General features: G+C 73.0%; 22 protein-coding genes and 1 pseudogene. 12 read left to right on the top strand and 11 right to left on the bottom strand.

The genetic code is table 11. The features are described from left to right. Positions 1-17: 17 nt before the first annotated feature. From ACZ4UB_RS17520 to ACZ4UB_RS17535, 4 genes are all read right to left on the bottom strand, one after another. The gene (locus tag ACZ4UB_RS17520) at positions 18-974 is read right to left on the bottom strand and encodes a cytochrome c oxidase assembly protein (RefSeq protein WP_468071045.1); all 957 of its coding nucleotides are present in this window, start codon (positions 972-974) and stop codon (positions 18-20) included. A gap of 92 nt (positions 975-1,066) precedes the next feature. Next, positions 1,067-2,095: a 6-phosphofructokinase gene (locus ACZ4UB_RS17525; protein WP_354381936.1), complete on the bottom strand. Its 1,029-nt coding sequence runs from the start codon at positions 2,093-2,095 to the stop codon at positions 1,067-1,069. Between the two features lie 200 nt (positions 2,096-2,295). Continuing rightward, positions 2,296-3,024, bottom strand: a complete 729-nt coding sequence (locus ACZ4UB_RS17530; RefSeq protein WP_354381934.1) for a type 1 glutamine amidotransferase — start codon at positions 3,022-3,024, stop codon at positions 2,296-2,298. A gap of 26 nt (positions 3,025-3,050) precedes the next feature. Further along, the gene (locus ACZ4UB_RS17535) at positions 3,051-4,289 is read right to left on the bottom strand and encodes a MurT ligase domain-containing protein (protein WP_354381933.1); all 1,239 of its coding nucleotides are present in this window, start codon (positions 4,287-4,289) and stop codon (positions 3,051-3,053) included. 113 nt (positions 4,290-4,402) lie between these two features. On the opposite strand from ACZ4UB_RS17535, the gene def reads away from it, so the two are divergent. Next, positions 4,403-4,945: a peptide deformylase gene (def, locus tag ACZ4UB_RS17540; protein ID WP_468071047.1), complete on the top strand. Its 543-nt coding sequence runs from the start codon at positions 4,403-4,405 to the stop codon at positions 4,943-4,945. Positions 4,946-4,985: 40 nt separating this feature from the next. On the opposite strand, the gene ACZ4UB_RS17545 is transcribed toward def, so the two are convergent. Further along, positions 4,986-5,642 (bottom strand): TetR/AcrR family transcriptional regulator, encoded by a 657-nt coding sequence (locus ACZ4UB_RS17545; RefSeq protein ID WP_468071049.1) that lies wholly within the window; start codon positions 5,640-5,642, stop codon positions 4,986-4,988. Positions 5,643-5,847: 205 nt separating this feature from the next. On the opposite strand from ACZ4UB_RS17545, the gene ACZ4UB_RS17550 reads away from it, so the two are divergent. After that, a complete protein-coding gene (locus tag ACZ4UB_RS17550) occupies positions 5,848-7,077 on the top strand; it encodes an acyl-CoA dehydrogenase family protein (protein WP_468071051.1) in 1,230 nt (409 codons plus the stop codon). A gap of 172 nt (positions 7,078-7,249) precedes the next feature. Here ACZ4UB_RS17550 and ACZ4UB_RS17555 read toward each other — a convergent pair whose 3' ends face one another. Next, on the bottom strand, positions 7,250-7,723 hold the full coding sequence (locus ACZ4UB_RS17555; RefSeq protein WP_468071053.1) for an SRPBCC family protein: 474 nt from the start codon (positions 7,721-7,723) through the stop codon (positions 7,250-7,252). Between the two features lie 155 nt (positions 7,724-7,878). Between ACZ4UB_RS17555 and ACZ4UB_RS17560 the strand changes: the two genes are divergently transcribed. Continuing rightward, positions 7,879-8,064, top strand: coding sequence for a DUF5999 family protein (locus ACZ4UB_RS17560; RefSeq protein ID WP_330329229.1), 186 nt, complete (start codon positions 7,879-7,881; stop codon positions 8,062-8,064). A gap of 170 nt (positions 8,065-8,234) precedes the next feature. Here the strand turns inward: ACZ4UB_RS17560 and ACZ4UB_RS17565 are convergent, their stop codons facing one another. Continuing rightward, positions 8,235-10,259: an ATP-binding protein gene (locus ACZ4UB_RS17565; protein ID WP_468071055.1), complete on the bottom strand. Its 2,025-nt coding sequence runs from the start codon at positions 10,257-10,259 to the stop codon at positions 8,235-8,237. A gap of 172 nt (positions 10,260-10,431) precedes the next feature. Then, on the bottom strand, positions 10,432-11,427 hold the full coding sequence (locus ACZ4UB_RS17570) for a fibronectin type III domain-containing protein (protein WP_468071057.1): 996 nt from the start codon (positions 11,425-11,427) through the stop codon (positions 10,432-10,434). 301 nt (positions 11,428-11,728) lie between these two features. On the opposite strand from ACZ4UB_RS17570, the gene ACZ4UB_RS17575 reads away from it, so the two are divergent. Together ACZ4UB_RS17575 and ACZ4UB_RS17580 are read left to right on the top strand one after the other, a co-directional pair. Then, positions 11,729-11,923: a hypothetical protein gene (locus ACZ4UB_RS17575; protein ID WP_354381926.1), complete on the top strand. Its 195-nt coding sequence runs from the start codon at positions 11,729-11,731 to the stop codon at positions 11,921-11,923. Positions 11,924-12,119: 196 nt separating this feature from the next. After that, positions 12,120-13,632 (top strand): annotated as a pseudogene (locus tag ACZ4UB_RS17580) (hypothetical protein). A 53-nt stretch (positions 13,633-13,685) separates the two neighbouring features. Here the strand turns inward: ACZ4UB_RS17580 and ACZ4UB_RS17585 are convergent. Continuing rightward, positions 13,686-14,330 carry a cytochrome b/b6 domain-containing protein gene (locus tag ACZ4UB_RS17585; protein ID WP_468071059.1) on the bottom strand — a complete coding sequence of 215 codons (645 nt, stop codon included), beginning with the start codon at positions 14,328-14,330 and terminating at the stop codon, positions 13,686-13,688. Then, positions 14,314-14,979 carry a molybdopterin-dependent oxidoreductase gene (locus ACZ4UB_RS17590; protein ID WP_468071130.1) on the bottom strand — a complete coding sequence of 222 codons (666 nt, stop codon included), beginning with the start codon at positions 14,977-14,979 and terminating at the stop codon, positions 14,314-14,316. Before ACZ4UB_RS17590 ends, ACZ4UB_RS17585 begins: the two co-directional genes overlap by 17 nt. A gap of 490 nt (positions 14,980-15,469) precedes the next feature. On the opposite strand from ACZ4UB_RS17590, the gene ACZ4UB_RS17595 reads away from it, so the two are divergent. Further along, entirely contained in the window at positions 15,470-16,594 is a 1,125-nt protein-coding gene (locus tag ACZ4UB_RS17595) for an MFS transporter (RefSeq protein WP_468071132.1), read from the top strand. 46 nt (positions 16,595-16,640) lie between these two features. Here the strand turns inward: ACZ4UB_RS17595 and ACZ4UB_RS17600 are convergent, their stop codons facing one another. Next, entirely contained in the window at positions 16,641-17,246 is a 606-nt protein-coding gene (locus ACZ4UB_RS17600) for a mycothiol-dependent nitroreductase Rv2466c family protein (RefSeq protein WP_354381924.1), read from the bottom strand. Positions 17,247-17,603: 357 nt separating this feature from the next. Between ACZ4UB_RS17600 and ACZ4UB_RS17605 the strand changes: the two genes are divergently transcribed. The 6 genes from ACZ4UB_RS17605 to ACZ4UB_RS17630 are packed head-to-tail and all read left to right on the top strand — an operon-like array spanning position 17,604 to position 23,066. Next, positions 17,604-19,196 carry a sensor histidine kinase gene (locus tag ACZ4UB_RS17605; protein WP_468071061.1) on the top strand — a complete coding sequence of 531 codons (1,593 nt, stop codon included), beginning with the start codon at positions 17,604-17,606 and terminating at the stop codon, positions 19,194-19,196. Next, a complete protein-coding gene (locus tag ACZ4UB_RS17610; RefSeq protein WP_354381922.1) occupies positions 19,193-19,594 on the top strand; it encodes a roadblock/LC7 domain-containing protein in 402 nt (133 codons plus the stop codon). The genes ACZ4UB_RS17605 and ACZ4UB_RS17610 overlap by 4 nt, the downstream gene beginning before the upstream one ends. Beyond that, complete coding sequence (locus tag ACZ4UB_RS17615; RefSeq protein ID WP_354381921.1) at positions 19,591-19,944, top strand: DUF742 domain-containing protein; 354 nt, start codon at positions 19,591-19,593, stop codon at positions 19,942-19,944. The genes ACZ4UB_RS17610 and ACZ4UB_RS17615 overlap by 4 nt, the downstream gene beginning before the upstream one ends. After that, on the top strand, positions 19,925-20,599 hold the full coding sequence (locus tag ACZ4UB_RS17620; protein ID WP_354381920.1) for a GTP-binding protein: 675 nt from the start codon (positions 19,925-19,927) through the stop codon (positions 20,597-20,599). The genes ACZ4UB_RS17615 and ACZ4UB_RS17620 overlap by 20 nt, the downstream gene beginning before the upstream one ends. Beyond that, positions 20,596-21,825, top strand: coding sequence for a cytochrome P450 (locus ACZ4UB_RS17625; RefSeq protein ID WP_467957392.1), 1,230 nt, complete (start codon positions 20,596-20,598; stop codon positions 21,823-21,825). Before ACZ4UB_RS17620 ends, ACZ4UB_RS17625 begins: the two co-directional genes overlap by 4 nt. Further along, positions 21,822-23,066 (top strand): cytochrome P450 family protein, encoded by a 1,245-nt coding sequence (locus ACZ4UB_RS17630; protein ID WP_468071063.1) that lies wholly within the window; start codon positions 21,822-21,824, stop codon positions 23,064-23,066. Before ACZ4UB_RS17625 ends, ACZ4UB_RS17630 begins: the two co-directional genes overlap by 4 nt. Positions 23,067-23,079 lie beyond the last annotated feature (13 nt).

The raw sequence follows: 23,079 nt of genomic DNA on the forward strand, positions 1-23,079 counted from the left end.
GCCCGGGGGCCCCGGCGCTACTGTCCACGCGCTTGGAGGGAGGCCAGATACGCGTTGTAGGCCTCCAGTTCCTTGTCGCCGTCCCGGTCGGCCGCGCGGTCGGAGCGCTTCGCGGCCCGCTGCTCGGAGTGGTACCACTGGTAGACCAGCGCGATCAGGACCAGCACGGAGGGGATCTCGCTGAACGCCCAGGCGATGCCGCCGCCCCACTGCTGGTCGAGCAGCGGGTCGATGCCGAGGCTCGCGGGCGGGCTGGAGTACGTCTTGATCATCGGCTCGCTCGCCATCATCAGCGCGATGCCGAAGAAGGCGTGGAAGGGCATGCCGGCGAAGAGCTCCAGCATCCGCATCACGTATCCGGGGCGGTGCGGGCCCGGGTCCACGCCCATGATCGGCCAGAAGAAGATCAGGCCGACGGCGAGGAAGTGCACCATCATCGCGATGTGCCCGGCCTTGGACTCCATCAGGAAGTCGAAGAGCGGGGTGAAGTACAGGCCGTAGAGGCTGGCGATGAACATGGGGATGGTGAAGACCGGGTGGGTGATCACCTTCATGTAGCGGCTGTGCAGGAGCATCAGCAGCAGCTCGCGCGGACCCTTGTGGCCGCGGGCCGCGGGCGCCAGCGCGCGCAGGGCCAGCGTGACCGGCGCGCCGAGCAGCAGCAGGATCGGGGTCAGCATGCTGATGACCATGTGCTGGACCATGTGCACGCTGAACATGACCATGCCGTAGTCGTTCAGCTTGGTGCACATCACCAGCATCACGGTGAGCACGCCGATGGTGAAGGCCACCGTCCGGCCCACGGGCCAGGCGTCGCCGCGCGCGCGCAGGCGCGCCACGCCCCAGATGTAGAGGCCGAGCCCGATGAGGGAGCCGAACAGGAAGAACGCGTCGAACGAGAACTCCAGCCCGCGCCCGAGGGTGAACGGCGGCAGGCCACCCATATCCATGCCGTCGTGCGCGAGAAGGTTCATGCGTGTACTCCCTTGACCTGTGGTGCCCCACCACAGTAATGCCGCCCCCGGTCGCGGCCGCGTCCGGGGGCGGGGTCAGAAGGGGGGAAAGATCACAGAACGGTCTCCGCCTCCGCGTACCGCTCGGCCGGGACCGTCTTGAGCGTCTGGGTCGCCTCGCCCAGCGGCACCATCACGATGTCGGTGCCGCGCAGGGCCGTCAGCATGCCGAACTCGCCCCGGTGGGCGGCCTCCACCGCGTGCCAGCCGAAGCGGGTGGCGAGCACCCGGTCGTACGCCGTCGGCGTGCCGCCGCGCTGGACGTGGCCCAGGATCACCGGACGGGCCTCCTTGCCGAGGCGGTCCTCCAGCTCGACCGCGAGCCGGTTGCCGATCCCGGCGAACCGCTCGTGGCCGTAGATGTCGGTGCCGCCCTGCTCGAAGGACATGGAGGAGCCCTCCGCGGGCTTGGCGCCCTCGGCGACCACGACGATCGCGAACCGCTTGCCCGCCGAGAACCGCTCGCCGACGATGGCCGTCAGCTCCTCGATGTCGAAGGGCCGCTCCGGCACGACGATCGCGTGGGCGCCCGCGGCCATGCCCGAGTGCAGCGCGATCCAGCCGGTGTGCCGGCCCATCACCTCGACCACCATCACGCGCTGGTGCGACTCGGCGGTGGTCTTGAGCCGGTCGAGGGCCTCGGTGGCCACGCCCACGGCCGTGTCGAAGCCGAAGGTGACATCGGTGGAGGAGATGTCGTTGTCGATGGTCTTCGGCACGCCGACGATCGGCAGCCCGGCCTCCGCGAGCAGGTGGGCCGCCTTGAGCGTGCCCTCGCCGCCGATCGGGATGATCGCGTCGAGTCCGAGGTCCGCGACGTGGCCGCGGGCCGTCTCGACCCCGCCGCGCAGGTGCGCGGGCTGGACCCGGGAGGAGCCGAGGATGGTGCCGCCGCGGGCCAGGATGCCGCTCACGGCGTCCAGGTCCAGCTTGCGGTAGTCGCCCTCCAGGAGACCCTTCCAGCCGTCGAGGAAACCGATGACCTCGTCGCCGTGGTCGACGACGGCGCGGTGCACGACGGAGCGGATGACGGCATTCAGGCCGGGGCAGTCGCCTCCGGAGGTGAGCACACCAATGCGCATGGCAGGCAGGACCTTTGCAACGTGGGCCGATGACCGGACCACGTCGTCCGGTTGGAACTACCGCCACCCTACAAGTGGATGCCCGCCGGACTGAACCATCCTCCACATGCTGGTCAGATCAGTCGTACGAACGCACGTCGGCCCGAATCCCCCAAGGGAAATCCGGGCCGGACGTGAGGTGGCGCGCCGGGTCCTACGGCCTAGGCGGGCTGCGTCGCCGAGGCGATGCGCTCCGCGCGCAGCGCCTCGTACCAGCGGTCGTCGACCGGCGGCAGCGCGTTCACGTCGAGGGCCAGCTTCAGCAGCAGGTCCGCGATCAGCGGGTTGCGGGCCATCACCGGGCCGTGCATGTAGGTGCCGAAGACGGTGTCGTTGTACGCGCCCTCCGTGCCGTCGCCCGTGCCGTTGCCGCGGCCCATGCTGACGCGGGCGAACGGGCGGGCGGTCGGGCCGAGGTGCGTGACGCCCTGGTGGTTCTCGAAGCCCGTCAGCTGCGGCAGGCCGAGCCGCGGGTCGATGTCGCCGAGGACGTCGCCCACGCAGCGCTCGCCCTCGCCGCGCACGGTGACCACGTCCAGCAGGCCGAGGCCCTGCTGGCGCTCGCCCATGTCGTTGACGAACTCCTGGCCGAGGATCTGGTAGCCGGCGCAGACCGAGAAGACGATCGCCCCGTTCGAGACGGCGCGCTCCAGGCCGCCGTCGCGCACCAGCCGCTCCGCGGCCAGTCGCTGGGGCCGGTCCTCGCCGCCGCCGATGAGGTAGATGTCACCGGAGGTCGGGATCGGCTGGTCGCTGCGCACGTCCACGCGCTGGACGTCCAGACCGCGCAGCCGTGCCCGGCGCTCCACGACCAGGGCGTTGCCCTGGTCTCCGTACGTGCTGAGCAGGTCGGGGTAGACCCACACCAGACGCAGGCTGTTGTCGCTCATGCTCTCGTGTCCTCTGGGTGTGAGTACTAGTTGCCGACGCGGCGGCGCACGTCCTGGAAGGCGGTGTAGTTGGCGATCAGCTCGATCTGGCCGGGAGGCGCCAGCTGGACGGCCTCGTCGAGGGTCTCGCAGACGCGGAAGTCCAGCCCGGCGACCTCCAGGCGGACCGCGAGGTCGAGCTTGCGGTCACCGATCACGAAGATCGGGTGACCGGCGAGGCGCGGGTAGTCCACGTCCCACAGCCAGGAGGTGTCGGTGCCGTCGGCGCCGCGTGCGTTGACCGAAAGGATCACCGGCGTGGGCGGCGGGTCGATCAGGGAAAACGTTTCGAGCCAGCCCGCGGGGTTCTTCGCGAGCAGCAGGCGCAGCTCGCGACCCTGGAAGGAGACCACGTCGTAGCGGCCGGCCACGGCCTGCACCTGGTACATGCGCTCCAGGGCCACCTGCGGGGGAACCCCGAAGACGGCGGCGACGGCGGCCGAGGTGGCGGCGTTCGCCTTGTTGGCGCGGCCCGGCAGCTGGAGGTGGATCGGCCAGGCGCTGCCGTGCGGGTCGAGCACGTGGTCGCCGCTGAGCACCCAGGTCGGGCTGGGGCGGCGGAAGCCGCACTCGCCGCAGAACCAGTCGTCGCCCGGACGCTGCATGACGCCGCCGCAGGAGGGGCACGACCAGGCGTCGTCCTTCCACTCCTGGCCGGCCGCGACCCACACCACGTTCTGCGACGAGGACGCGGACCACACGATCAGGGGGTCGTCGCAGTTCGCGACGATGACCGCCTTGGAGCCCTGGAGCCCCTCGCGCCACTTCTCCGCGAGCATGCGGGTCTCCGCGGCGCGGTCCAGCTGGTCGCGGCTGAGGTTCAGGAGCGCGATCACCTTCGGCGTCACGTCCCGGGCCACGCCCGCGAGGTACTTCTCGTCGACCTCGATCACGCCGTACTTGGCGTCGCTGCCGCCGGCCAGCGCCGACGTGATGCCCGCGGGCATGTTGGCGCCCAGCGCGTTGGACACCACGGGCCCGCTGGCGCGCAGGGCCTCCGCGATCAGCCGGGTCGTCGTCGTCTTGCCGTTCGTTGCCGACACGAGGACGACATCGAGATGCTGTGCCAGCGCGCCGAGAAGATCGGGATCGAGCCTGAGCGCGACCTTGCCCCCGATCACCGATCCGCTTCCGCGTCCCGCGGCCCGCGACACCGCCGCCGCGGCCTTGCCCGCCGTCACGGCCAGCTTGGCCCGCGGCGAAAGCGGCTCTGTGTTGCCTGCCATCGTCCCTCGTCCTCCTTGCGTCGGTCGGCCCCAGCCTATCCAGAACCGGTGGGACCCCTGACCGCGGCGCCCACTGAATCGCTCATATAGTCGCTCCGCGTACCCTTATCGCCATGCGACAGCGTCCGATCCCCGGCAATTCAGGCCTCGTCCGCACCATGAGCCTGCTGGGCGATCCGGTGCTCCACTCCGCCTGCGCGGAGGTCACCGACTTCGGCCCGGCCCTCGACCGGCTCATCGAGGACATGTTCGCCACGATGTACGCCGCGGAGGGCGTGGGCCTGGCCGCGAACCAGATCGGCGTGAACCTGCGGGTCTTCGTCTACGACTGCCCCGACGACGAGGACGTGCGCCACGTCGGGCACGTGGTGAACCCGCGCCTCGTCGAGGCCGACGGGCTGGAGCTGGTCGGCCCCGAGGGCTGCCTGTCGCTGCCCGGCCTGGAGGCCGGGACGGCCCGTTTCGACCACGCCGTGGTCGAGGGGGTCACCTCGGACGGCGCGCCGGTGCGGATCTCCGGCACCGGCTTCTTCGCCCGGTGCCTCCAGCACGAGTGCGACCACCTCGACGGCGGCGTCTACGCGGACCGGGTGACGGGCCTGCGGCTGCGCCGCCTGCGCCGCGCGATCCGCCGGGCGCCCTGGTCGGCTCCCTAGGCTGCCAGGGGGTACGCGCCCCCGCGCCGCCGCGGGTTCTTCAGAAGCCGGGGCCGTCCGGGCGGTTGCCCGCGGTCGCCAGTCGGCCCCAGAGCAGGTCGACCAGGTCGCTGACCAACTCGGCCCGCTCGCAGGGCCGCTCGCCGAGCCACCAGTCGCCGGCCGCGTGCATCATGCCGACGATGCCGTGGCCCCAGACCCGCGCCAGCCGGTCCCCGCCGGGGCCCAGGTCCACCCGCTCCGCGATCACCTCGGCCAGCTCCTCGCCGAGGCGGCGCAGCAGCGGCGCCGAGTGCAGGCCGACGTCGAAACCGCGCTCGGCGGTCTGCGGGTCCTCGGCCGGGTGCATCAGGAACCGGTAGACCTGCGGGCGCGCCTCGATGGCGGCGAGGTAGGTGTCGAGGGTGGCCTCGACCCGGCGCCGGCGCTCGGCCGGTGCGTCCAGCGCGGCGCGCAGGGAATCCAGGAGCGCGTCGGTGTGGCGGACGGCGAGGGCCTGGTAGAGGCCCGCCTTGTCGCCGAAGTGCCGGTAGAGGATGGGCTTGGTGATGCCCGCCTCGGCCGCGATGGCGTTCATGGAGGCCCGGGGGCCGTCCCTCAGGACGACGCGGTCGGCCGCTTCGAGCAGCTCCCGCCGCCGGTGCTCGGACGATCCTTGGTGGCCGCCTGCCGGGCCGGCCTGCCGCGTGGTCTCCATGACGTGTTTCTCTCCCCGCCCTTGCGATGTGCTCGACGCCCACGCAACGTAACACCCCGCACACCCGGTCGGCCGAATCGGCGGCGGTGGTGGGGCGGCGGCTCCTGGTTGACAGTGGCTACCCGTCAGTAACACACTGTGCCCACTGTTCGATGTTACCGCGAGTAACATCATGGGCTCGACAAGCACAGCTGGAGGGGACGACATGGCGGAGTTCACCATGGATCTGGGCGAGGACCAGAAGCAGGTGCGTGACTGGATCCACGGCTTCGCCGCCGACGTGATCCGGCCCGCCGCCGCGGAATGGGACGAGCGCGAAGAGACTCCCTGGCCCGTCATCCAGGAGGCCGCGAAGGTCGGCATCTACTCCCTCGACTTCTACGCGCAGCAGTTCTTCGACCCGACCGGCCTCGGCATCCCGATGGCCATGGAGGAGCTGTTCTGGGGCGACGCGGGCATCGCCCTGTCGATCGTCGGCACCGGGCTCGCCGCCATCGGCGTCGTGGCCAACGGAACCGAGGAGCAGATCGGCACCTGGATACCCCAGATGTACGGCACCCCGGACGACGTGAAGCTCGCCGCCTTCTGCTCCTCCGAGCCGGACGCCGGCTCCGACGTCGGCTCGATGCGCACCCGGGCCGTCTACGACCAGGCCAAGGACGAGTGGGTGCTGAACGGCACCAAGACCTGGGCGACCAACGGCGGCATCGCCAACGTCCACATCGTCGTCGCCGTGGTGGACCCGGAGCTGGGCACCAAGGGGCACGCCTCCTTCATCGTGCCGCCGAACACCCCGGGCCTGTCCCAGGGGCAGAAGTTCAAGAAGCACGGCATCCGCGCCTCGCACACCGCCGAGGTGGTGCTGGAGGACGTCCGGATCCCCGGCTCCTGCCTGCTCGGCGGCAAGGAGAAGCTGGACGAGCGGCTCGCCCGGGCCCACGAGCGGGCCCGCAACGGCGGCGGGGAGCGCGTGAAGAACGCGGCCATGGCCACCTTCGAGGCCTCCCGGCCCGCCGTCGGCGCGATGGCGGTCGGCACGGCGCGGGCGGCGTACGAGGTGGCCCTGGACTACGCGAAGACCCGCACCCAGTTCGGCCGCCCGATCATCGACAACCAGGGCGTGGCCTTCCAGCTCGCCGACATGCGCACCTCCATCGACGCGGCCCGGCTGCTGGTGTGGCGGGCGTCGTGGATGGCGGTCGCCGGCAAGCCCTTCACCTCGGCGGAGGGCTCGATGTCGAAGCTCTTCGCGAGCGAGGTCGCCAAGAAGGTCACCGCGCAGGCCGTGCAGATCCTCGGCGGCAACGGCTTCACCCGCGAGTACCCGGTGGAGCGGATGCACCGGGACAGCGCGATCTACACGATCTTCGAGGGCACGAGCGAGATCCAGCGCCTGGTGATCGCGCGGACCCTCTCGGACATGCCGATCCGCTAGGGCGTGTTTCGAAAGTAGCGCCGGGCGCCCGGAGGGCGTGGCTCGCGGCGTCTGGTGCCGTGCATCGCAAGGCGGAGGGGCGCCCGCCTACTGGACGTAATCGGGCGTTCCGACAACGCGGCGAGGTGCGGTACCAGGCGTCGCGAGCCCGGCGGGACTTTCGAAACACGCGCTAGGGCCTCCCGGCTTCCTCGCCCCTGCTGCGGGACCCGTCCCGCAGCAGGGAATCGATCACGCCCGCGAAGAGGCGCCGGCCCGCCGCGGCGACCGCCGGATCGAGCGCGCGGGGCAGGCCCCGCACGCGCAGTTCCTCGTGCCAGCGGACCTCCGCGCCGCCCTCCGGGAGCGGGTGGACCTCGATCTCCGCCCAGCCCCGCACCACGCCCCCGAGCTTCTCCAGCCGGACCGCGCCCGCGCCGACCTCCGTCGGGGGCCGCCAGAGCGTCACTTCCATCGGGTCGTCGAATGTGACCCCGGCCACACCCGTGCGGGCCGTGAAGCGGGTTCCGACGCGCGTCGGCGGCGCCGTCGTGATCACGGTCCGGGTCAGCGGCACCCGCGCACCATGGCGTTCCCAGGCGGTGAGCCTGCGCCACGCCTCCGTGGCGGACAGCGGGGTGCGGCGCAGGATCCGGATAAGGGGCATGAGCGCATCGTAATCGGGCATACACATCCTGAACTGGACCTCGAATATGGGTTCCGTCCGGGGGTGGTGATCGGTAATACTCCTCGCCACCGTGGATCGCGGAATCGACCGGTTGACCATCGGCCCTCCCGCCCCACCCTGCGATGAGGTGCGCCATGTGCTCCCACCAGCCCCCCTGCCCGACCGCTGACAGCGCCGATCACGACGCCGCACGCACGGTCGCCTTCCACCCCGAACAGGGCTGGAGCCTGCTGTGCAATGGCGCCGTGGTCTTCGACGACACCGGTGAACTGCTCCCCGACGGCCGTACGGTGGCTCCCCGCCGACCGGCCCTGGTCTGAGCGAGGAGGCAGCATGCGCCAGCAGCTGATCCGCAAGCCCGTCCCGAAGCCCGCCCCCCGCGACCTCGACCTGCGCACCCCGTCCGGCCGGCCCCTGCCGTACTGACGCCCGTGCGAGCCGCCCGCGCCCGCCGCCGGGTCGCCGATGCCCGCCCGGGGGGCATCGGCGCTCAGCCGGTGGGCGCCGCCGCGCCGCCGCGGAAGGCGTCCTCGTAGGCCTCGTCCCCGATCGCCGCCCGCGCGCGCCGCTCGCCCTCGTCCCGCAGGGCCAGCAGCGAGGGCGAGCCGCCCATCTGCGGCTGACCGACCGTGCGCCACCACGCCTGGCCGGTGCCCAGCAGCCGGGCCGCCAGCTCCCCGTCGCCCAGCCCCGCCACCGCGGCGGCCAGCACGTCCAGGCCCAGCGCGATCCCCAGCCGGTCGCCCAGCAGCCGTTTGCCCGAGAGCATCGCCCGCACGTGCCGGGCCGCCTCCCCGTGGTGGCCGAGCCCGAGCGCCGCCACCGCCAGGACGTAGTCGGCGTAGGCGCGCAGCCAGCGGTCGCCCAGCTCCGCACAGGCCTCGCCCAGCCCCCGGGCCTCCTCGGCCGCCTCCTCGAACCTGCCCAGGTCGCACAGCGCGTACGAGGCCGACAGCCGGCACAGCAGCCAGCCCGGCCCGCTGGTGCGCCCGCCGTGCCCGGCCCGGGCCCGCGGACCGGCCAGCTCCAGCGCCCGCTGCGGGTCCCCGGGCATCAGCAGGGACACCGACAGCAGGTACGCGGCCCGCAGCTCCGGTTCGGGGTCCGCCAGGTGGAGCGCCGCCTCGACGCACTGCGCGCCCAGCGCCCGGGCGGTGGGCATCTCCCCCTGGAGCATGGCGGTGAGCCCGAGCGCCCAGAGCGCCTGGAAGTGCGCCGTCCCGGCCCTCGGGGCCCCCTGGAGCGCCCGCTCCAGGAAGCCGCGGCCCTCGTGCGTGTGCCCGCAGGAGAACCAGAAGAACCACAGCGCCCCGGCCATCTCCAGGGCCGTCGCCCGGTCGGTGCCCAGCAGGTGCTCCAGGGCGGTGCGCAGCTGTGCGTGTTCGGCGGTCATCCTGCGGTACCAGTCGACCTGGCCCGGGCCGAGCCAGCCCGCGTCGGCGGCCCGGGCCAGGGCCGCGTACCAGTGGGCGTGCCGGTCGGCGAGCGTGCGCACCTCGTCGAGCTCGATCAGCCAGTCGTGCCCGTACTCGCGGATCGTGTCCAGCATCCGGTAGCGGGCCCCGCTGCCCCGCTCCTCGGTGCGCCGCACCACCGACTTCGCGACCAGTGCGGCCAGCACCCGCTCCACCCGGGCCGGCGGCAGCGGCCCGCCCGAGCACACCGCCCGGGCGGCCGTCAGGTCGAAGTCCCCGGCGAAGACCGACAGCCGGGCCCACAGCAGCCGCTCCACCGGCGCGCACAGCTCGTGGCTCCAGCCGATCGCCGTCCGCATGGTCCGGTGCCGCGGCTGGAGTGCGCTCAGGGGGTCGGACAGCACGTCGAACCGCGCGTCCAGGCGCCGGGCCATCTCCTCCAGGCTCCACAACCGCAGCCGGGCGCCGGCGAGTTCCAGGGCGAGCGGAATCCCGTCCAGGCGGCGGCAGACCTCGGCGGCGATGGCGGCGCGCCGGGGATCGGCGAAGGCGGCCGCGCTCTCCGGCGCGGCGGCCAGGGCGCGTTGGCGGAAGAGCGCGAGCGCCTCGCTGTCGGGTCCCTCGGCGGGCAGCGGGCGGATCTCGACCAGCATCTCGCCGGGGGAGCCCAGCGGTTCGCGGGAGGTGACCAGCACGGTGAGGCCCGGGGCGGACTGGAGGAGTTCGCCCACCAGGTGGCGGCAGGCGGCGACCAGGTGTTCGGCGGTGTCGAGGACCAGGAGCAGTTCCTTGTCCGCCAACCAGGCGCAGAGCTCCTCGTCGGGGGAGCGCGCGGAGTGGTCGGTGAGCCCCAGGGCGTGGGCGACGGTGGAGGTGAGCAGCTCCGGATCGCGCAGGGGCGACAGCTCCACCCACCAGACGCCGTCGCGGTGTCCCGGGGGCAGGGCGTGCAGGGCGCGCAGGGCCAGCCGGGACTTGCCGACACCTCCGACACCGGTCAGGGTGGTCAATCTGCGCTCGCGCAACAGTGCGTGTATGAGGTCGAGTTCGCGCTCCCGACCGACTAAGGCCGCCGTCTCCGGCGGCAGGTTCCCCGGCACGGAGGCAGAGTCTGGCCGAGGGTCGCCGCCCGGCGGACCGGACTGACCGCTGTTGATCGAGTACTCACCGAACACGGAAGTATTGTGCGCGATCCGCGTTCGCGGCAGTGCCGTTCGGTGAAGATCGCGGAAGATCACGCGCGGCCGTGGGGGCCCGCGCGGGCGCGGGGGCTCAGACGAGCGGGACCCGGCGCTCCGCCGAGAAGGACCCCCAGTTGCCGTCGGGCAGCCGTGCGCGCAGCTTCAGGGACCAGACCGTACCGGCCGGTTCGGCGACGCTGAGCCGGTACTCGGCCCGTCCCGCGGGCACCGCGCCCGTACCGAACTGGATGACGGTCGTGGGCCGCTCGTTGACGTACAGCTGGTATTCGGCGGTGGGCCGCCCGGTGTCGGGCGGGTTCCAGGACAGGGTGACGGAACCGGGCGAAGCGGTCGCGGTGAAGTCGGCGGGCGCCGTGCTCGGGCCCTTGCCCGTGGCGGTGGCGGTGGTGACGTCCACCGGCGGGCTGTCGGTCGAGGAGTTGTCGGCGCCGTCGCGGGCGCGCACGGTGAAGGTGTAGACGGTGTCCGGCTGCAGGCCCGTCAGGCGGGTGCCGGTCTCCATGGCGCCGGCGGTGTGGATGCGCACCCCGCCCTGGTAGATGTCGTAGGCCGTCACGCCCGTGTCGTCGGTGGCGGGAGCCCAGGTCAAGGCGGCGGCGCGGGCGCCGTCCGGGTGGCCGGCCGCGCGCGTCGGGGCCGTCGGCGGCCGGTGGTCCTCGGCCTTGGCGGCCCCGGTGGTGACGGTGGCCGCGGCGCTGGGGGCGGAGAGGTTCCCGGCGGCGTCCCCGGCCCGCACGGTGAAGGAGTACGCGGTCAGCGGAGCCAGGCCGGTGAGGTCCACCATCGTCTTCTCGGCCGGGACCTCCCGGACCACGGCACCCGCCTGAAGTATCTGATAGCGCGTCACGCCGTCCCGTGCGTCGGCGGATTGCCACATCACGTGCACGGAAGTGGCGCTCCCCGCCTGGGCGGTGAGCCCGGAGGGCGGCGCGGGCGGCCGCGTGTCGGGGGAGCCGCAGGCGGTGAGGGCGGCGAGGGCGGCGGCGGCCAGGGCGCGGACGGCCCGTGCGCGGGCGGCCGCTGCGGTGGGGGAGGTCGCTGCGGTGGGGGAGGCGGGGCGGCGCAAGGGGGCGTCCTCACGGGGTGTCGGTGCGGCGCCGTCCGGGTGGGGCCGGGGCGGGTGGGGGCCGCGATCGGCACCGCAAAGGTCTAGACATATATGGCACGCCCCCCGCCCCCGCGGCAAGACCCCGGGCGCCGGCGCCGGTCGGCGGGGCCGGTCGGCGACCCGTGGATGCGGGCCGTAAGCACGCCGACCACTGATCCACCGCTGTCACACACGGTCAACACCCGTATGGCGGACACCGGTTCCACCCGAAGGCACCGCCCGCTGCGCCACCATGGCGCCGCGCACAAGGAGGTGCCCGATGGTGATTTCGCTTTCCGTGGTCGTCCTGCTCATCGTCCTCGCGTCGATCTTCGTACGCAGCGGTGGCCTCAAGTTCTCGCACGCGCTGGTCTGCGTCCTGCTCGGCTTCTACCTGGCGAGCAGCAGCATGGCCGCGACCATCCACAACGGCCTGGCGGCCACGGCCCAGGTGGTCGGCGACCTCAGGCCCTGACCGGCGTCGGGCGCGGGTGAATCATCCCGCCCGTGCATGGACTCCTCCGGTCGCCCGATCTACCGTCTGGCCGCGGCGCGATGTCAGGCACACCGTCAACGGGGCGGAAGAGGAACGCACGAGAGAGGAGGAGGCCCGAATGGTGCCAAAAGCGCTGAACTGCGCGGTGGTTCCGGCCGTCGCCGTCGCCGTGGCGATGTACGGGATCTCCCCGGCGCGAGCCGACGCGATACCCCAGGCGCCCGGCCACCGGCTGGTCAGCCACTACGACGGCAGCCCCGCGACGGCCCGACCGGTGCCCGGCCAGGCCCCGCCCCAGCACCCCTTCCTCGCGCCCAACGGGCGCAGCGGGATGCACGCCGACGCGGCGGGCAGCGCCACCTACCCCTGGTCCGGTCCGCTCGGCGAGAACCCCCGGGGTCACCAGCGAGAAGATCGCCGCGCTCGGCGGCGAGTGCGCCACCGCCACCTTCGACGCGGGCGGCCGCATGGTCACGGTCTGCGGCACCTTCTCCGGCTTCAAGGTCAAACTGCTCGACCCCGGCTCCCTCGCCACGCTCGCGGAGTACCCGCTCCCGCAGCGCTCCTCGACGGTCGAGGCGATCACCTCGCTCGACTTCTCGAAGATATTCAAGGACACCTCGGGCGGCGCGTACTTCTACCTGGACGACCAGGACCGGGCGGTGCTGGCCGACGCCCGCCAGCACGTCCTGCGCCTCGCGCACGGCCAGAACCCCGACGGCAGCTGGAAGTTCACCGTCGCCGACGACTGGGACCTCACCGGTCAGGTCCCGCACGACTGCGTGAGCTGGACCAACCTGCGGCCCAGCGGCACCTGCGATCCGCTCACCTCGGTGATGCCCGACTGGCAGGGCCGCATCTGGTGGGTCACCCGGCAGGGTCGCGTCGGCACCCTCGACCCGGCGACCGGGGCGCTGCGCTCCGTCCGGCTGGAGGGCGAGGAGATCCAGAACTCCTTCTCCGTCGCCGAGGACGGCGTGTCGATCGTCTCCGACCACGCGCTCTACAGCTTCCGCGCCACGGCCGACGGCACCCCGCGGGTGCAGTGGCGCCAGACCTATGACCGCGGCACGGGCGCCAAACCCGGCTCCGTGAACCAGGGTTCGGGCACCACCCCGGACCTCTTCGGCGACGGCTACGTCGCCATCACCGACAACGCCGACGACCGGATGAACGTCCTCGTCTACCGGCGGGGCGTCGACGTCCCGGCCGACCGGCGGCTCGTCTGCGCGGTGCCGGTCTTCCGCTCCGGCGCCTCCACCACCGACAACTCCCTTATCAGCTGGGGCAACAGCCTCGTCGTCGAGAACAACTACGGCTACGAGAACCTCACCACGCTGCTGCTCGGCAAGAGCGTCGTCGGCGGCGCCAGCCGGATCGACGTCCGGCCCGACGGCAGCGGCTGCGACACCGTGTGGGAGAGCGGGATCCGCTCGCCCTCGACCGTGCCCAAGCTGTCCACGGCCAACGGGCTGCTCTACTTCTACGAGAAGGAGCCCAACGCCTGGGGGATCGACGCCTGGTACCTCAGCGCCGTCGACTTCCGCACCGGGCAACGCCGCTGGAGGCGACTGACCGGCACCGGACCGCTGTACGACAACAACTGGGCGCCCATCACCATCGGCCCCGACGGCACGGCGTACATCGGCGTCTTCAACGGCATCGTGGCCGTCCGCGACGGCGGCTGAGCGGCCGGCGGGGCCGCCCCCGTCCGCCCGGTCCTCCCGCTCAGTCCTCCCGCTCAGTCCTCCCGGCCGTCCGGGATCCGCCACAGCGGGTGCTCCCGCCGGGCCCAGTCCCGGTCCACCGAGCCGGTCCGCATGCCGCGCCGGGACTCCGGATCGGCCAGCGCCTTGCCCACGTGAGCGGCGAGCACCACGCCCAGGGCGAGCGCCAGCCAGTCGTGGACGAAGGTGGCCGCCGTCCGCCAGCGCAGCGGCGCGAAGCCCGTCACCCACATGAGCAGCCCGGTCCCCAGCATCACCAGGACCGCTCCGGCCAGCCAGCTCGCGTACACCTTCTGGCCGGCGTTGAACTTCCCGGCGGGCCGGGGGCCGCGCCGGTCCCGGCGCAGCGCCGCCCGCAGCCACGCCCCGTCGTGCGGACCGAAGCGGTTGAGCCGGCGCAGATCACCGCGGAAGGCCCGCGATGCCAGCCCCAGCAGGAAGGGCGCCGGGAGCAGCAGCCCGGACCACTCGTGCACGGTGACGACGAGGTGGCGGCGGCCGACCAGTTCGGCGAGCGGGGAGAGGTACAGGCAGGCGGCCGAGGCCACGCTCAGGCCCATCAGGATGCCGGTGGCCCGGTGCACCAGGCGCTGGGAGCGGCCGAACCGGCGCACCCGCGGGGCGGCGGTCGCCGCGGCGGTCTCAGACGGTAGGGGCATCGTCGCGTCCGTTCGACTTTCCGACCCAGGCGTCGACGTCGTAGCCGAGGCGTTCCCAGTAGCCCGGTTCCACGTCCCGGGTCACGGTGATGCCGGAGAGCCACTTCGCCGACTTGTAGAAGTACATGGGGGCGGCGTAGAGCCTGACCGGCCCGCCGTGGGTGTGGCCGAGGGGCTGGTCCTGCATGCGCAGGGCCACCAACACGTCGTCGCGCCGGGCCTGCGGCAGGGTCAGGCTCTCGGTGTAGGCGCCGTCGAAGCAGGTGAACCGGATGGCCCGGGCCTGCGGGCTGACGCCGGCCGCGTCCAGCAGCCGGTGGAGCGGCACCCCTTCGAAGGGGGTGTTCGGGACCCGCCAGCCCGTCACGCACTGCACGTCGCGCACGACCCTGGTCTGCGGGAGCCGACCGAGGTCGTCCAGGGTGTACGTGGCCGGGCGCTCGACCATGCCGTCCACGGTCAGGCGGTAGTCCTGCGGGCCGCGCCGGGGGACGGAGGACGCCACCGAGTAGTAGCGGAAGCCACCGCCGTTGGGCAGCAGGGAGGTGATCCCGGTGGGGTCCTTGTCGGCGGTGGCCCCCAGGACCGATTCGAAGCCGCGCTGGAGGACGGGGGCGGCGGCCAGGCCCACGGCCCCGAGGCCGACCATCCCCAGGACCAGGCGGCGGCCGACGGGGGAGCCGCGGCCGTCCGGATCGGGGCGCTCGGGGCCGGGGCGCTCCGGGTCCGGGTGCTCGGGGTCCCGTCCGTGCTGTTCTGTGCTCACCCGGCGATTCGACCACCGTCGCCCGCCCGGCACCAGGGTCGGCGGCCCGCCGTCAGGATTCCGTCACACCTTGCCGGGGCTCCGGGACGGGGCCGCGGGATCGGGTGCGTGAGGGGTGGTGTTGCGTCCCCCGATGCCAACACCACCGCTCACGCACTCCGCTCCCCGAGCCTAGGGAGGGACGGCCGCCGTGGTTGTGCACTGCGCGCGGCGATCGTTGACGATCCGTGCGGCGGGTGCGCGCCGGGGCGCGCGGAGCCGGGCCGGGCTCCCGGGCGGGGCGCGGGCCCGCTCGTACGATGCGCAGGTGATCACCGCCGCACCGCGCCGCAGACCCGGATACCTGGCCGCCGCGGCCGTCTTCGCGATCGGCATGATGGGCACCACGCTGCCGACGCCGCTCTATGGGCTCTACCGCGAGGAGATCGGCTTCTCCACCTTCGTGGTGACCGTCGTCTTCGCCGTCTACGCGGTCGGCGTGCTGGCCGTGCTGCTGCTGGCCGGGGACTACTCCGACCGGGCCGGCCGGCGGCCCGTCCTGCTGGCGGCGCTCGCGCTGTCGGCGGCGAGCGCCGTCTGCTTCCTGTCCGAGAACGGGCTGCCGCTGCTCTTCGCCGGCCGGCTGCTGTCCGGCTTCGCCGCCGGGCTGCTCAGCGGCACCGCGACCGCCACCGTCATCGAGCTCGCCCCGCCCGAGGGCCGGGCCCGGGCCGCCTTCGCCGCCACCGCCGCCAACATGGGCGGCCTCGGCTGCGGACCGCTGGTGGCCGGGCTGCTCGCGGAGTACGCCCCGCACCCGCTCGCCCTGCCCTTCCTGGTGCACCTCGCTCTGCTCGTGCCCGCGGCGGTGGTCGTGCTGCTGCTGCCCGAGACCGTGGAGCGGCCCGACCGGCGCGCCCGGCCGCATCCCCAGGGCCTGCGCGTACCGCCCGGGGCCCGGGCTGCCTTCGCGCTCTGCGCGCCGGCCGCCTTCGCCGGCTTCGCCCTCCTCGGGCTCTTCACGGCGGTGGCGCCCACCTTCGTCGCGCAGACCCTCGACGTCACCAACCACGCGGTGGCGGGGGCCATCGTCTTCTCGGTCTTCCTGGCCTCCACCGCGGGCCAGTGGGCCGCGGGCCGGCTGGCGGCGGAGCGCGCGCTACCGCGGGGGCGGCTGCTGCTGGTGGCCGGCCTGGTGCTGGTCGCCGCCTCGCTGGCGGTGGAATCGCTGCCGCTGCTCGTGGTGGGCGGCGCCCTCGCCGGGGTCGGACAGGGCATGGCCTTCCGCGCGGCGGTGGCGACCGTATCGGCCGCGGCCCCCGCGGAGCAGCGGGGCGCCACGATCTCCACGCTGTTCGTCGTCGCCTACTGCGGGATCTCCCTGCCCGTGGTGGGCGTCGGGGCGCTGACCCTGTGGCTGGGTCTGCGGGGCGCGGGCCTGGTCTTCACGGCCTGCGTCGCGCTCACGGCGGCGGCCGGCCGCCGCGGGGGCGACCGGCCGCGATCCGGCCCGCACTGAACGCGGGGCTTCCCGGTCGGAGGTCCGCCCCGGCCGTGGAGCGGCCTCAGCTGAAGTCGAGGCCGCCGGTCCGGGTGCGCTTGAGCTCGAAGAAGTCGGAGTACCCGGCGAGCAGCCGCACTCCGTCGAAGACCCGTACGGCGTCCTCGCCGCGCGGGATCGAGGTCAGGACCGGTCCGAAGAAGGCGGTGCCGTCGATGTGGATCGTCGGCGTGCCGACCTCCTCGCCGACCGGGTCCATGCCCTCGTGGTGGCTCTTGCGCAGGGCGTCGTCGTATTCGGTGCGCTCGGCGGCCTCGGCCAGCTCCACCGGCAGGCCGACCTCGGCCAGGGCTTCGCGGATCAGCTCGTCCGTGGCCGACCGGTCCTGGTTGTGCAGCCGGGTGCCGAGGGCGGTGTACAGGTCGCGCAGTACGTGTTCGCCGTGCTCCTGGGCGGCGGCGATGCAGACCCGCACGGGGCCCCAGCCGGTCTCCAGCAGCCTGCGGTAGCGCTCGGGCAGGTCTTCCTTGCCCTCGTTGAGCACGGACAGGCTCATGACACGGAAATTGAGGTCCAGGTCGCGCTGCTTCTCCACCTCCAGGATCCAGCGGGAGGTGATCCAGGCGAAGGGGCAGATGGGATCGAAGTAGAAATCAACTTTGTTGGTCACCCGTCCGATCCTAGGAGGCCCATGTCCCGTCCATAAGGGCCATTGTGGTGCCGTGGGAGTGGGCCATTTCCGCGCGGGAAGTCCGTCGGGGGAGAGCTCGACCCTGATGCCGCGTCACATGATCTAGCTCCGGCCGCCGCGCGAGAGGGGTGCGCCGAGGGTGCGCCGAGGGCCCGTCGGAGGGTGCTGGCACGTGAAAATGAGACGACAAAACGCCTCAGATCGCTACCAAATGACTGTGTCGCGATCCAATCTTCATCAAGGACTTTCTCAATCGATCAGCAACTCTCCTATAGTTGCCTCTCGTTGCCACAGGAACCCTCTCTTCCATTTCTGCCCGGTTTGAGGCTTTGATTGATGACGGCGTCGCCCTCCCCCTTTCGCCCCTCCGCGCTCGCCCTGCTGCTCACCGCAGCGGTCGGCGGAGCGCTCTGCACGGCGGCGGTGGCCGCGGCCCCGTCGACCGTCCGGACCCCCCTCGCCTGGTTCTCCGTGACCGGTGTCCTGCTGCTCGGGATCGCCGCCTTCGGGCTCACCTGGACGACGCGCACGGCCCAACTGCTGCGCCGGCGCACCGCCGGCCTCGTCGCCGACGTGTCCGCCCGGGACGCCGAGATATCCCGGCTCACCGCCGCGGCCGCCCGTGACGCGGCCGCCCGCACCGCCGAGCGCCGGCAACTGGTCGCCGACCACGCCGCCGAGCTGGACCGCCTCGCCCGCGCCGGCGCCGCCGAGGCGGACCGGCTGACGGCCTCCCACCTCAGCGCGCGCCAACACCTCGGGGACGAGCTGCGCCGCGCCGAATCAGGCCGGGCGGCCGCCATGGCCGCCGCCGCCAACGCGGCGGGCCGGATGCAGGCCCTGGCCACCGGCATGCTCGCCGACCTGCGGGAGATGGAACACCGGCACGCCGACGAGGACGTCCTCGGAGACCTGCTGCACCTCGACCACCGCACCGCCCAGGCGGGCCGCCTGGCCGACTCCATCGCGGTGCTCACCGGCGCCCGTTCGGGCCGCCGCTGGGCCAAGCCGATCGTCATGGAGTCGATCCTGCGCGGCGCGATGGGCCGGATCGGCAGCTACCAGCGGGTGCGGCTGCACTTCACCAGCGACGCGGCCATCGCCGGGCACGCCGCCGAGGGCGTCATGCACGCGCTCGCCGAACTGCTCGACAACGCGGCGAACTTCTCGCCGCCGACCGCCGAGGTCCACGTGTACGTGGAGGAGGTCCCGGCCGGGATCATCATCACCGTCGAGGACAGCGGCCTGGTGATGAGCGAGGTGCAGCTGCGCCGCGCCCAACAGGCCGTGTCCGCCCAATCGCTGGACCTGGCCGGGCTCTCCGGCACCCGTCTCGGCCTCGCCGTGGTCGGCCGGCTCGCCCGCAAGCACGGACTGACCGTGTCCTTCCGCCCGTCGGCGCGCGGTGGCACCGGCGCGCTGATGATGCTCCCTCAGGACCTGATCAGCCGCGGTCCCTCGGAGAACCCCGCCGCCGACGGCGGTGTCCCGGTCCCCGTGGGCGCGGCCGACACCCCGGCCCGCGCCGGACGTACGGACCCCCGCACCGCCGACGTCGGCGGCGCGACGGCCGAACCCGCCGCCGACCACGGCGCCGCACGCACCGGCGCCGATGCCACCGGCGACCCCGCGCGCCCCGCGACCCGTACCGACGGGGACGCGGCCGGCGCGGCGGACGCCGAGGACACCGGCGGGTATCCCACGCTCGGCGAGAGCGGACTGCCGCAGCGGCGCCGCGGCCGGACCCTGGCCGCCGCCCACCCCGAGGGGGCCGGCGATCCGCAGGCCGCGCGCCCGCCCGCGGACGCCTCCCGCTCCGCCGCCCGCTTCGGCAGCTTCCGCCAGGCCGTGCGCGGCGCCGCGGCCGCGCCGCCCCCAGGGACCCCGCACTCTCCGCACCCCCCGCACCCGGAAGGCAACACGCGATGACCGGCACCACCACCGACGAGACGCTCGGCTGGCTCCTGGAGAGCCTCCTGGAACGCACCCCCGGCGCCCGCCACGCCCTCGTGCTCTCCCGGGACGGCCTCAAGCTCTGCCGCACCCCGGAGCTGTCCGTCGACCAGGCCGACCAGCTCGCGGCGATCGCCGCCGGGATCCAGAGCCTCTCGCACGGGGCGTCCATCGAGTTCGGCGACGGCAGCGGCGGCGTCCGCTCCGCGATGGCCGAGTTCTACGGCGGGATCCTCTTCATCGTCGAGGCGGGCGAAGGCGCCCACCTGGCGCTGGTCGCGGCGGAGGACGCGGACGCGGGCCTCGTCGGCCACAACATGTCGGAACTGGTCGAACAGCTCGGTGAGCACCTGATCGCCAGGCCCCGGGGATGAGCCGGAGCAGGCCGGGCCGGGACGATTCCCCGGACCGGCTCTACACCCTCACGGGCGGCCGCAGCCGCTCCGGCTCGGACGCCTTCGACCTCGTGACGCTGGTCGTCGCCGAATGCGATCCGATCGTCGGCATGCAGTCGGAACACGCGGCCATCCTGCGGATGTGCCAGTACCCGACGGCGGTCGTCGAGATCGCCGCGGAGCTGGGCCTGCCGGTGTCGATCGTGCGGATCCTGCTCGCCGACCTGCTCGGCACCGGCAAGATCAGTGCCCGGCACCCGCGTTCGGCGTACCTCCTTCCCGACCCCGACATCCTGGAGCAGGTGCTCGTTGGACTCCGCAATCTCTGATCAGCCCGCTGACCAGCGCGAACCCCGCCCGGCCCGGCAGGCCCTCAGCAGCACCGCGGACAACGGTCTCAAGATCGTCGTGGTGGGCGGCTTCGGCGTCGGCAAGACCACCATGGTCCGCTCCGTCAGCGAGATCCGGCCGCTGAACACCGAGGAGACGATGACGAAGGCGGGCGAGGCGGTCGACGACACCGGCGGCGTCGCCACCAAGACCGCCACCACCGTCGCCTTCGACTTCGGTCGGATCACCCTCGACGCCCACAACGTGCTCTACCTCTTCGGAGCCCCCGGCCAGGAGCGCTTCTGGTTCCTGTGGGACCGGCTGTTCTCCGGCACCCTCGGGGCGGTCGTCCTCGTCGACACCCGACGGCTCGCCGACTCCTGGTACGCCATCGACAGGCTCGAACACCACGGCACGCCCTTCGTGGTGGCCTGCAACGACTTCGGCGGTCCCGTGCACACCCCGGAACAGATCCGGAGCGCCCTGGACCTGCCGCCGCACGTCCCGCTGGTCTTCTGCGACGCCCGCTCGCGCGAGTCCAGCAAGCAGGTCCTCATCTCCCTCGTCCGGCACGTCCAACACGTCCGCCACGAACGGCACACCCCGCACGCCCAGACGGCCGACCGGCCGACGACCCCGGAGCCCACCCCGTGACCACCCCCGAGCACCGCCCCGTCCCGCTGGGCGGCCCCCGGTTCCAGACCGACCCCGCCGAGCTGTACCGGGAGATGCGCCGCGACCACGGCGCCGTCGCCCCGGTCGTCCTCGACGGCGACGTACCGGCCTGGCTGGTCCTCGGCTACCGCGAACTGCACCAGGTCACCAGCGACCCGGTGCTCTTCTCCCGCGACTCCGACCTGTGGAACCAGTGGGACCGGATCCCCGCCGACTGGCCGCTCCTTCCGATGATCGGCCGCAAGCAGCCCTCCATCCTCTACACCGTCGGCGAGCGCCACCGCGAACGGGCGGCGGTGATCTCCGACGCGCTGGAGGCCATCGACCCCTTCGAACTCAAGGGCCACGCCGAACGGTTCGCGGACGAGCTGATCGACCAGCTCTGCGGCAAGGGCGAGTGCGACATCGTCGGCGAGTACGCCATGCTGCTGCCGCTGCGCGTCCTCGCCCGCATCTACGGCTTCGCGGACGAGGAGGGGCCCGGCCTCGTCACCGCCATGAACGACATGATCAACGGCCGTGAGGGCGCGCTGGCGGGACAGCAGCACCTCGGCGCCTCCATGTACGCGCTGCTCGCCGCCAAGTCGGCCGAGCCCGGCCCGGACGTGGCCTCGCGGATGCTCGCCAACCGGGCCGGCTTCACCCTGGACGAGGTCGCCCAGGACCTCATGGTCATGATGGCCGCCGGGCACCAGCCCACCGCCGACTGGATCGGCAACTCGCTGCGCCTCATGCTCACCGACGACCGCTTCGCGGCCTCCCTGTCGGGCGGCCGGCACAGCGTCGGCGAGGCCATGAACGAGGTCCTGTGGGAGGACACCCCCACCCAGAACGTGGCGGGCCGCTGGACCTCCCGCGACACCCACCTCGGCGGCCGCCGGATCGCCTCCGGCGACCTCGTCCTGCTGGGGCTGGCCGCCGCCAACTCCGACCCGCACGTGCGCACCGACGCCGGGGCGCTGACCGGCGGCAACAACGCCTTCTTCTCCTTCGGGCACGGCGAACACCGCTGCCCGTTCCCCGCGCAGGAGGTCGCCGAGGTCATCGCGCGGACCGGCATCGAGGTCCTCCTCGACCGGCTCCCCGACGTCGACCTGGCGGTCCCCGCCTCCGCGCTCGCCCGCCGCCCCTCGCCCTGGCTGCGCGGCCTGTCCGAACTGCCCGTGACCTACACCCCGACCCCCGCCCTTGGAGCCACCAGATGACGTGCCCGATCGACCACACCGGCTCCACCGCCATCGCCCTGGACCCCTTCGTGGCCGACCTCGACGCCGAGAGCGCCGCCCTGCGCGCCGCCGGCCCGCTGGTCCGCGTCGTCCTGCCCGGCGGGGTGGCCTGTTACGCGGTCACCCACCACGCCGAGGCCCGCAAGCTGCTCACCGACCCCCGCATCGTCAAGGACATCAACGCCTGGGGCGCCTGGCAGCGCGGTGAGATACCCCTGGACTGGCCGCTGATCGGGCTCGTCAACCCCGGCCGCTCCATGCTGACCGTCGACGGCGACGAGCACCGCCGGCTGCGCACCCTGGTCGCGCAGGCGCTGACCGTGCGCCGGGTGGAGACGCTGCGCGCCGGCATCGAAGCGCTGACCACGGGGATGCTGGACCGGCTCGCCGAGGTGCCCGCGGGGGAGACCGTGGACCTCAAGGCGCGCTTCGCCTACCCGCTGCCGATGAACGTGATCAGCGAGCTGATGGGCGTGGACGCCGCCGACCATCCCCGGATGAAGGAGCTGTTCGAGAAGTTCTTCTCGACGCAGACCCTGCCCGAGGAGGTCCCGCAGATGATGGCGGACCTGGGCGCGCTCTTCGGCCGGATCGTGGAGTCCAAGCGGGAGAATCCCGGCGACGACCTGACCAGCGCGCTGATCGCCGCCTCCGAGGACGGTGACCGCCTCACCACCGAGGAGATCACCAACACCCTCCAGCTGATGGTCGCCGCCGGCCACGAGACCACCATCAGCCTGATCGTCAACGCGGTCGTCGCCCTGGAGACCCACCCCGAACAGCGCGCCCTGGTCCTGAAGGGCGAGGCGTCCTGGGAGGACGTCATCGAGGAGACCCTGCGCTGGTCGACCCCGACCTCGCACGTCCTGATCCGCTTCGCCGCCGAGGACGTCGAGGTGGGCAGCGCGTTCCTGCCGAAGGGCGAGGGCCTGGTCGTCTCCTTCGGCGCCATCGGTCGCGACGAGGCCCAACACGGCGAGAGCGCCGGTTCGTTCGACATCACCCGCACCCCGAACCGGCACATCTCCTTCGGTCACGGCCCGCACGTCTGCCCCGGCGCCGCGCTCTCCCGGCTGGAAGCGGCGGTGGCCCTCCCGGCCCTGTACGCGCGCTTCCCCGAACTGAGCCTGGCGGTGGCCCGCGAGGAGCTGCGCAACAAGCCGATCGTGACCCAGAACGACCTGTTCGACCTGCCCGTCACGCTGACCCCGCGACCCTGACGGGGTAGCGCCC

The organism is Streptomyces sp. NPDC028419, from assembly GCF_055565515.1.

Bases quoted from the DNA above. Each gene is read 5' to 3' on its own strand.
- ACZ4UB_RS17520 (WP_468071045.1), bottom strand. From the start codon at position 974: ATGAACCTTCTCGCGCACGACGGCATGGATATGGGTGGCCTGCCGCCG.
- ACZ4UB_RS17525 (WP_354381936.1), bottom strand. From the start codon at position 2,095: ATGCGCATTGGTGTGCTCACCTCCGGAGGCGACTGCCCCGGCCTGAAT.
- ACZ4UB_RS17530 (WP_354381934.1), bottom strand. From the start codon at position 3,024: ATGAGCGACAACAGCCTGCGTCTGGTGTGGGTCTACCCCGACCTGCTC.
- ACZ4UB_RS17535 (WP_354381933.1), bottom strand. From the start codon at position 4,289: ATGGCAGGCAACACAGAGCCGCTTTCGCCGCGGGCCAAGCTGGCCGTG.
- def (WP_468071047.1), top strand. From the start codon at position 4,403: ATGCGACAGCGTCCGATCCCCGGCAATTCAGGCCTCGTCCGCACCATG.
- ACZ4UB_RS17545 (WP_468071049.1), bottom strand. From the start codon at position 5,642: ATGGAGACCACGCGGCAGGCCGGCCCGGCAGGCGGCCACCAAGGATCG.
- ACZ4UB_RS17550 (WP_468071051.1), top strand. From the start codon at position 5,848: ATGGCGGAGTTCACCATGGATCTGGGCGAGGACCAGAAGCAGGTGCGT.
- ACZ4UB_RS17555 (WP_468071053.1), bottom strand. From the start codon at position 7,723: ATGCCCCTTATCCGGATCCTGCGCCGCACCCCGCTGTCCGCCACGGAG.
- ACZ4UB_RS17560 (WP_330329229.1), top strand. From the start codon at position 7,879: ATGTGCTCCCACCAGCCCCCCTGCCCGACCGCTGACAGCGCCGATCAC.
- ACZ4UB_RS17575 (WP_354381926.1), top strand. From the start codon at position 11,729: ATGGTGATTTCGCTTTCCGTGGTCGTCCTGCTCATCGTCCTCGCGTCG.
- ACZ4UB_RS17585 (WP_468071059.1), bottom strand. From the start codon at position 14,330: ATGCCCCTACCGTCTGAGACCGCCGCGGCGACCGCCGCCCCGCGGGTG.
- ACZ4UB_RS17590 (WP_468071130.1), bottom strand. From the start codon at position 14,979: ATGGTCGGCCTCGGGGCCGTGGGCCTGGCCGCCGCCCCCGTCCTCCAG.
- ACZ4UB_RS17595 (WP_468071132.1), top strand. From the start codon at position 15,470: ATGATGGGCACCACGCTGCCGACGCCGCTCTATGGGCTCTACCGCGAG.
- ACZ4UB_RS17605 (WP_468071061.1), top strand. From the start codon at position 17,604: ATGACGGCGTCGCCCTCCCCCTTTCGCCCCTCCGCGCTCGCCCTGCTG.
- ACZ4UB_RS17610 (WP_354381922.1), top strand. From the start codon at position 19,193: ATGACCGGCACCACCACCGACGAGACGCTCGGCTGGCTCCTGGAGAGC.
- ACZ4UB_RS17615 (WP_354381921.1), top strand. From the start codon at position 19,591: ATGAGCCGGAGCAGGCCGGGCCGGGACGATTCCCCGGACCGGCTCTAC.
- ACZ4UB_RS17630 (WP_468071063.1), top strand. From the start codon at position 21,822: ATGACGTGCCCGATCGACCACACCGGCTCCACCGCCATCGCCCTGGAC.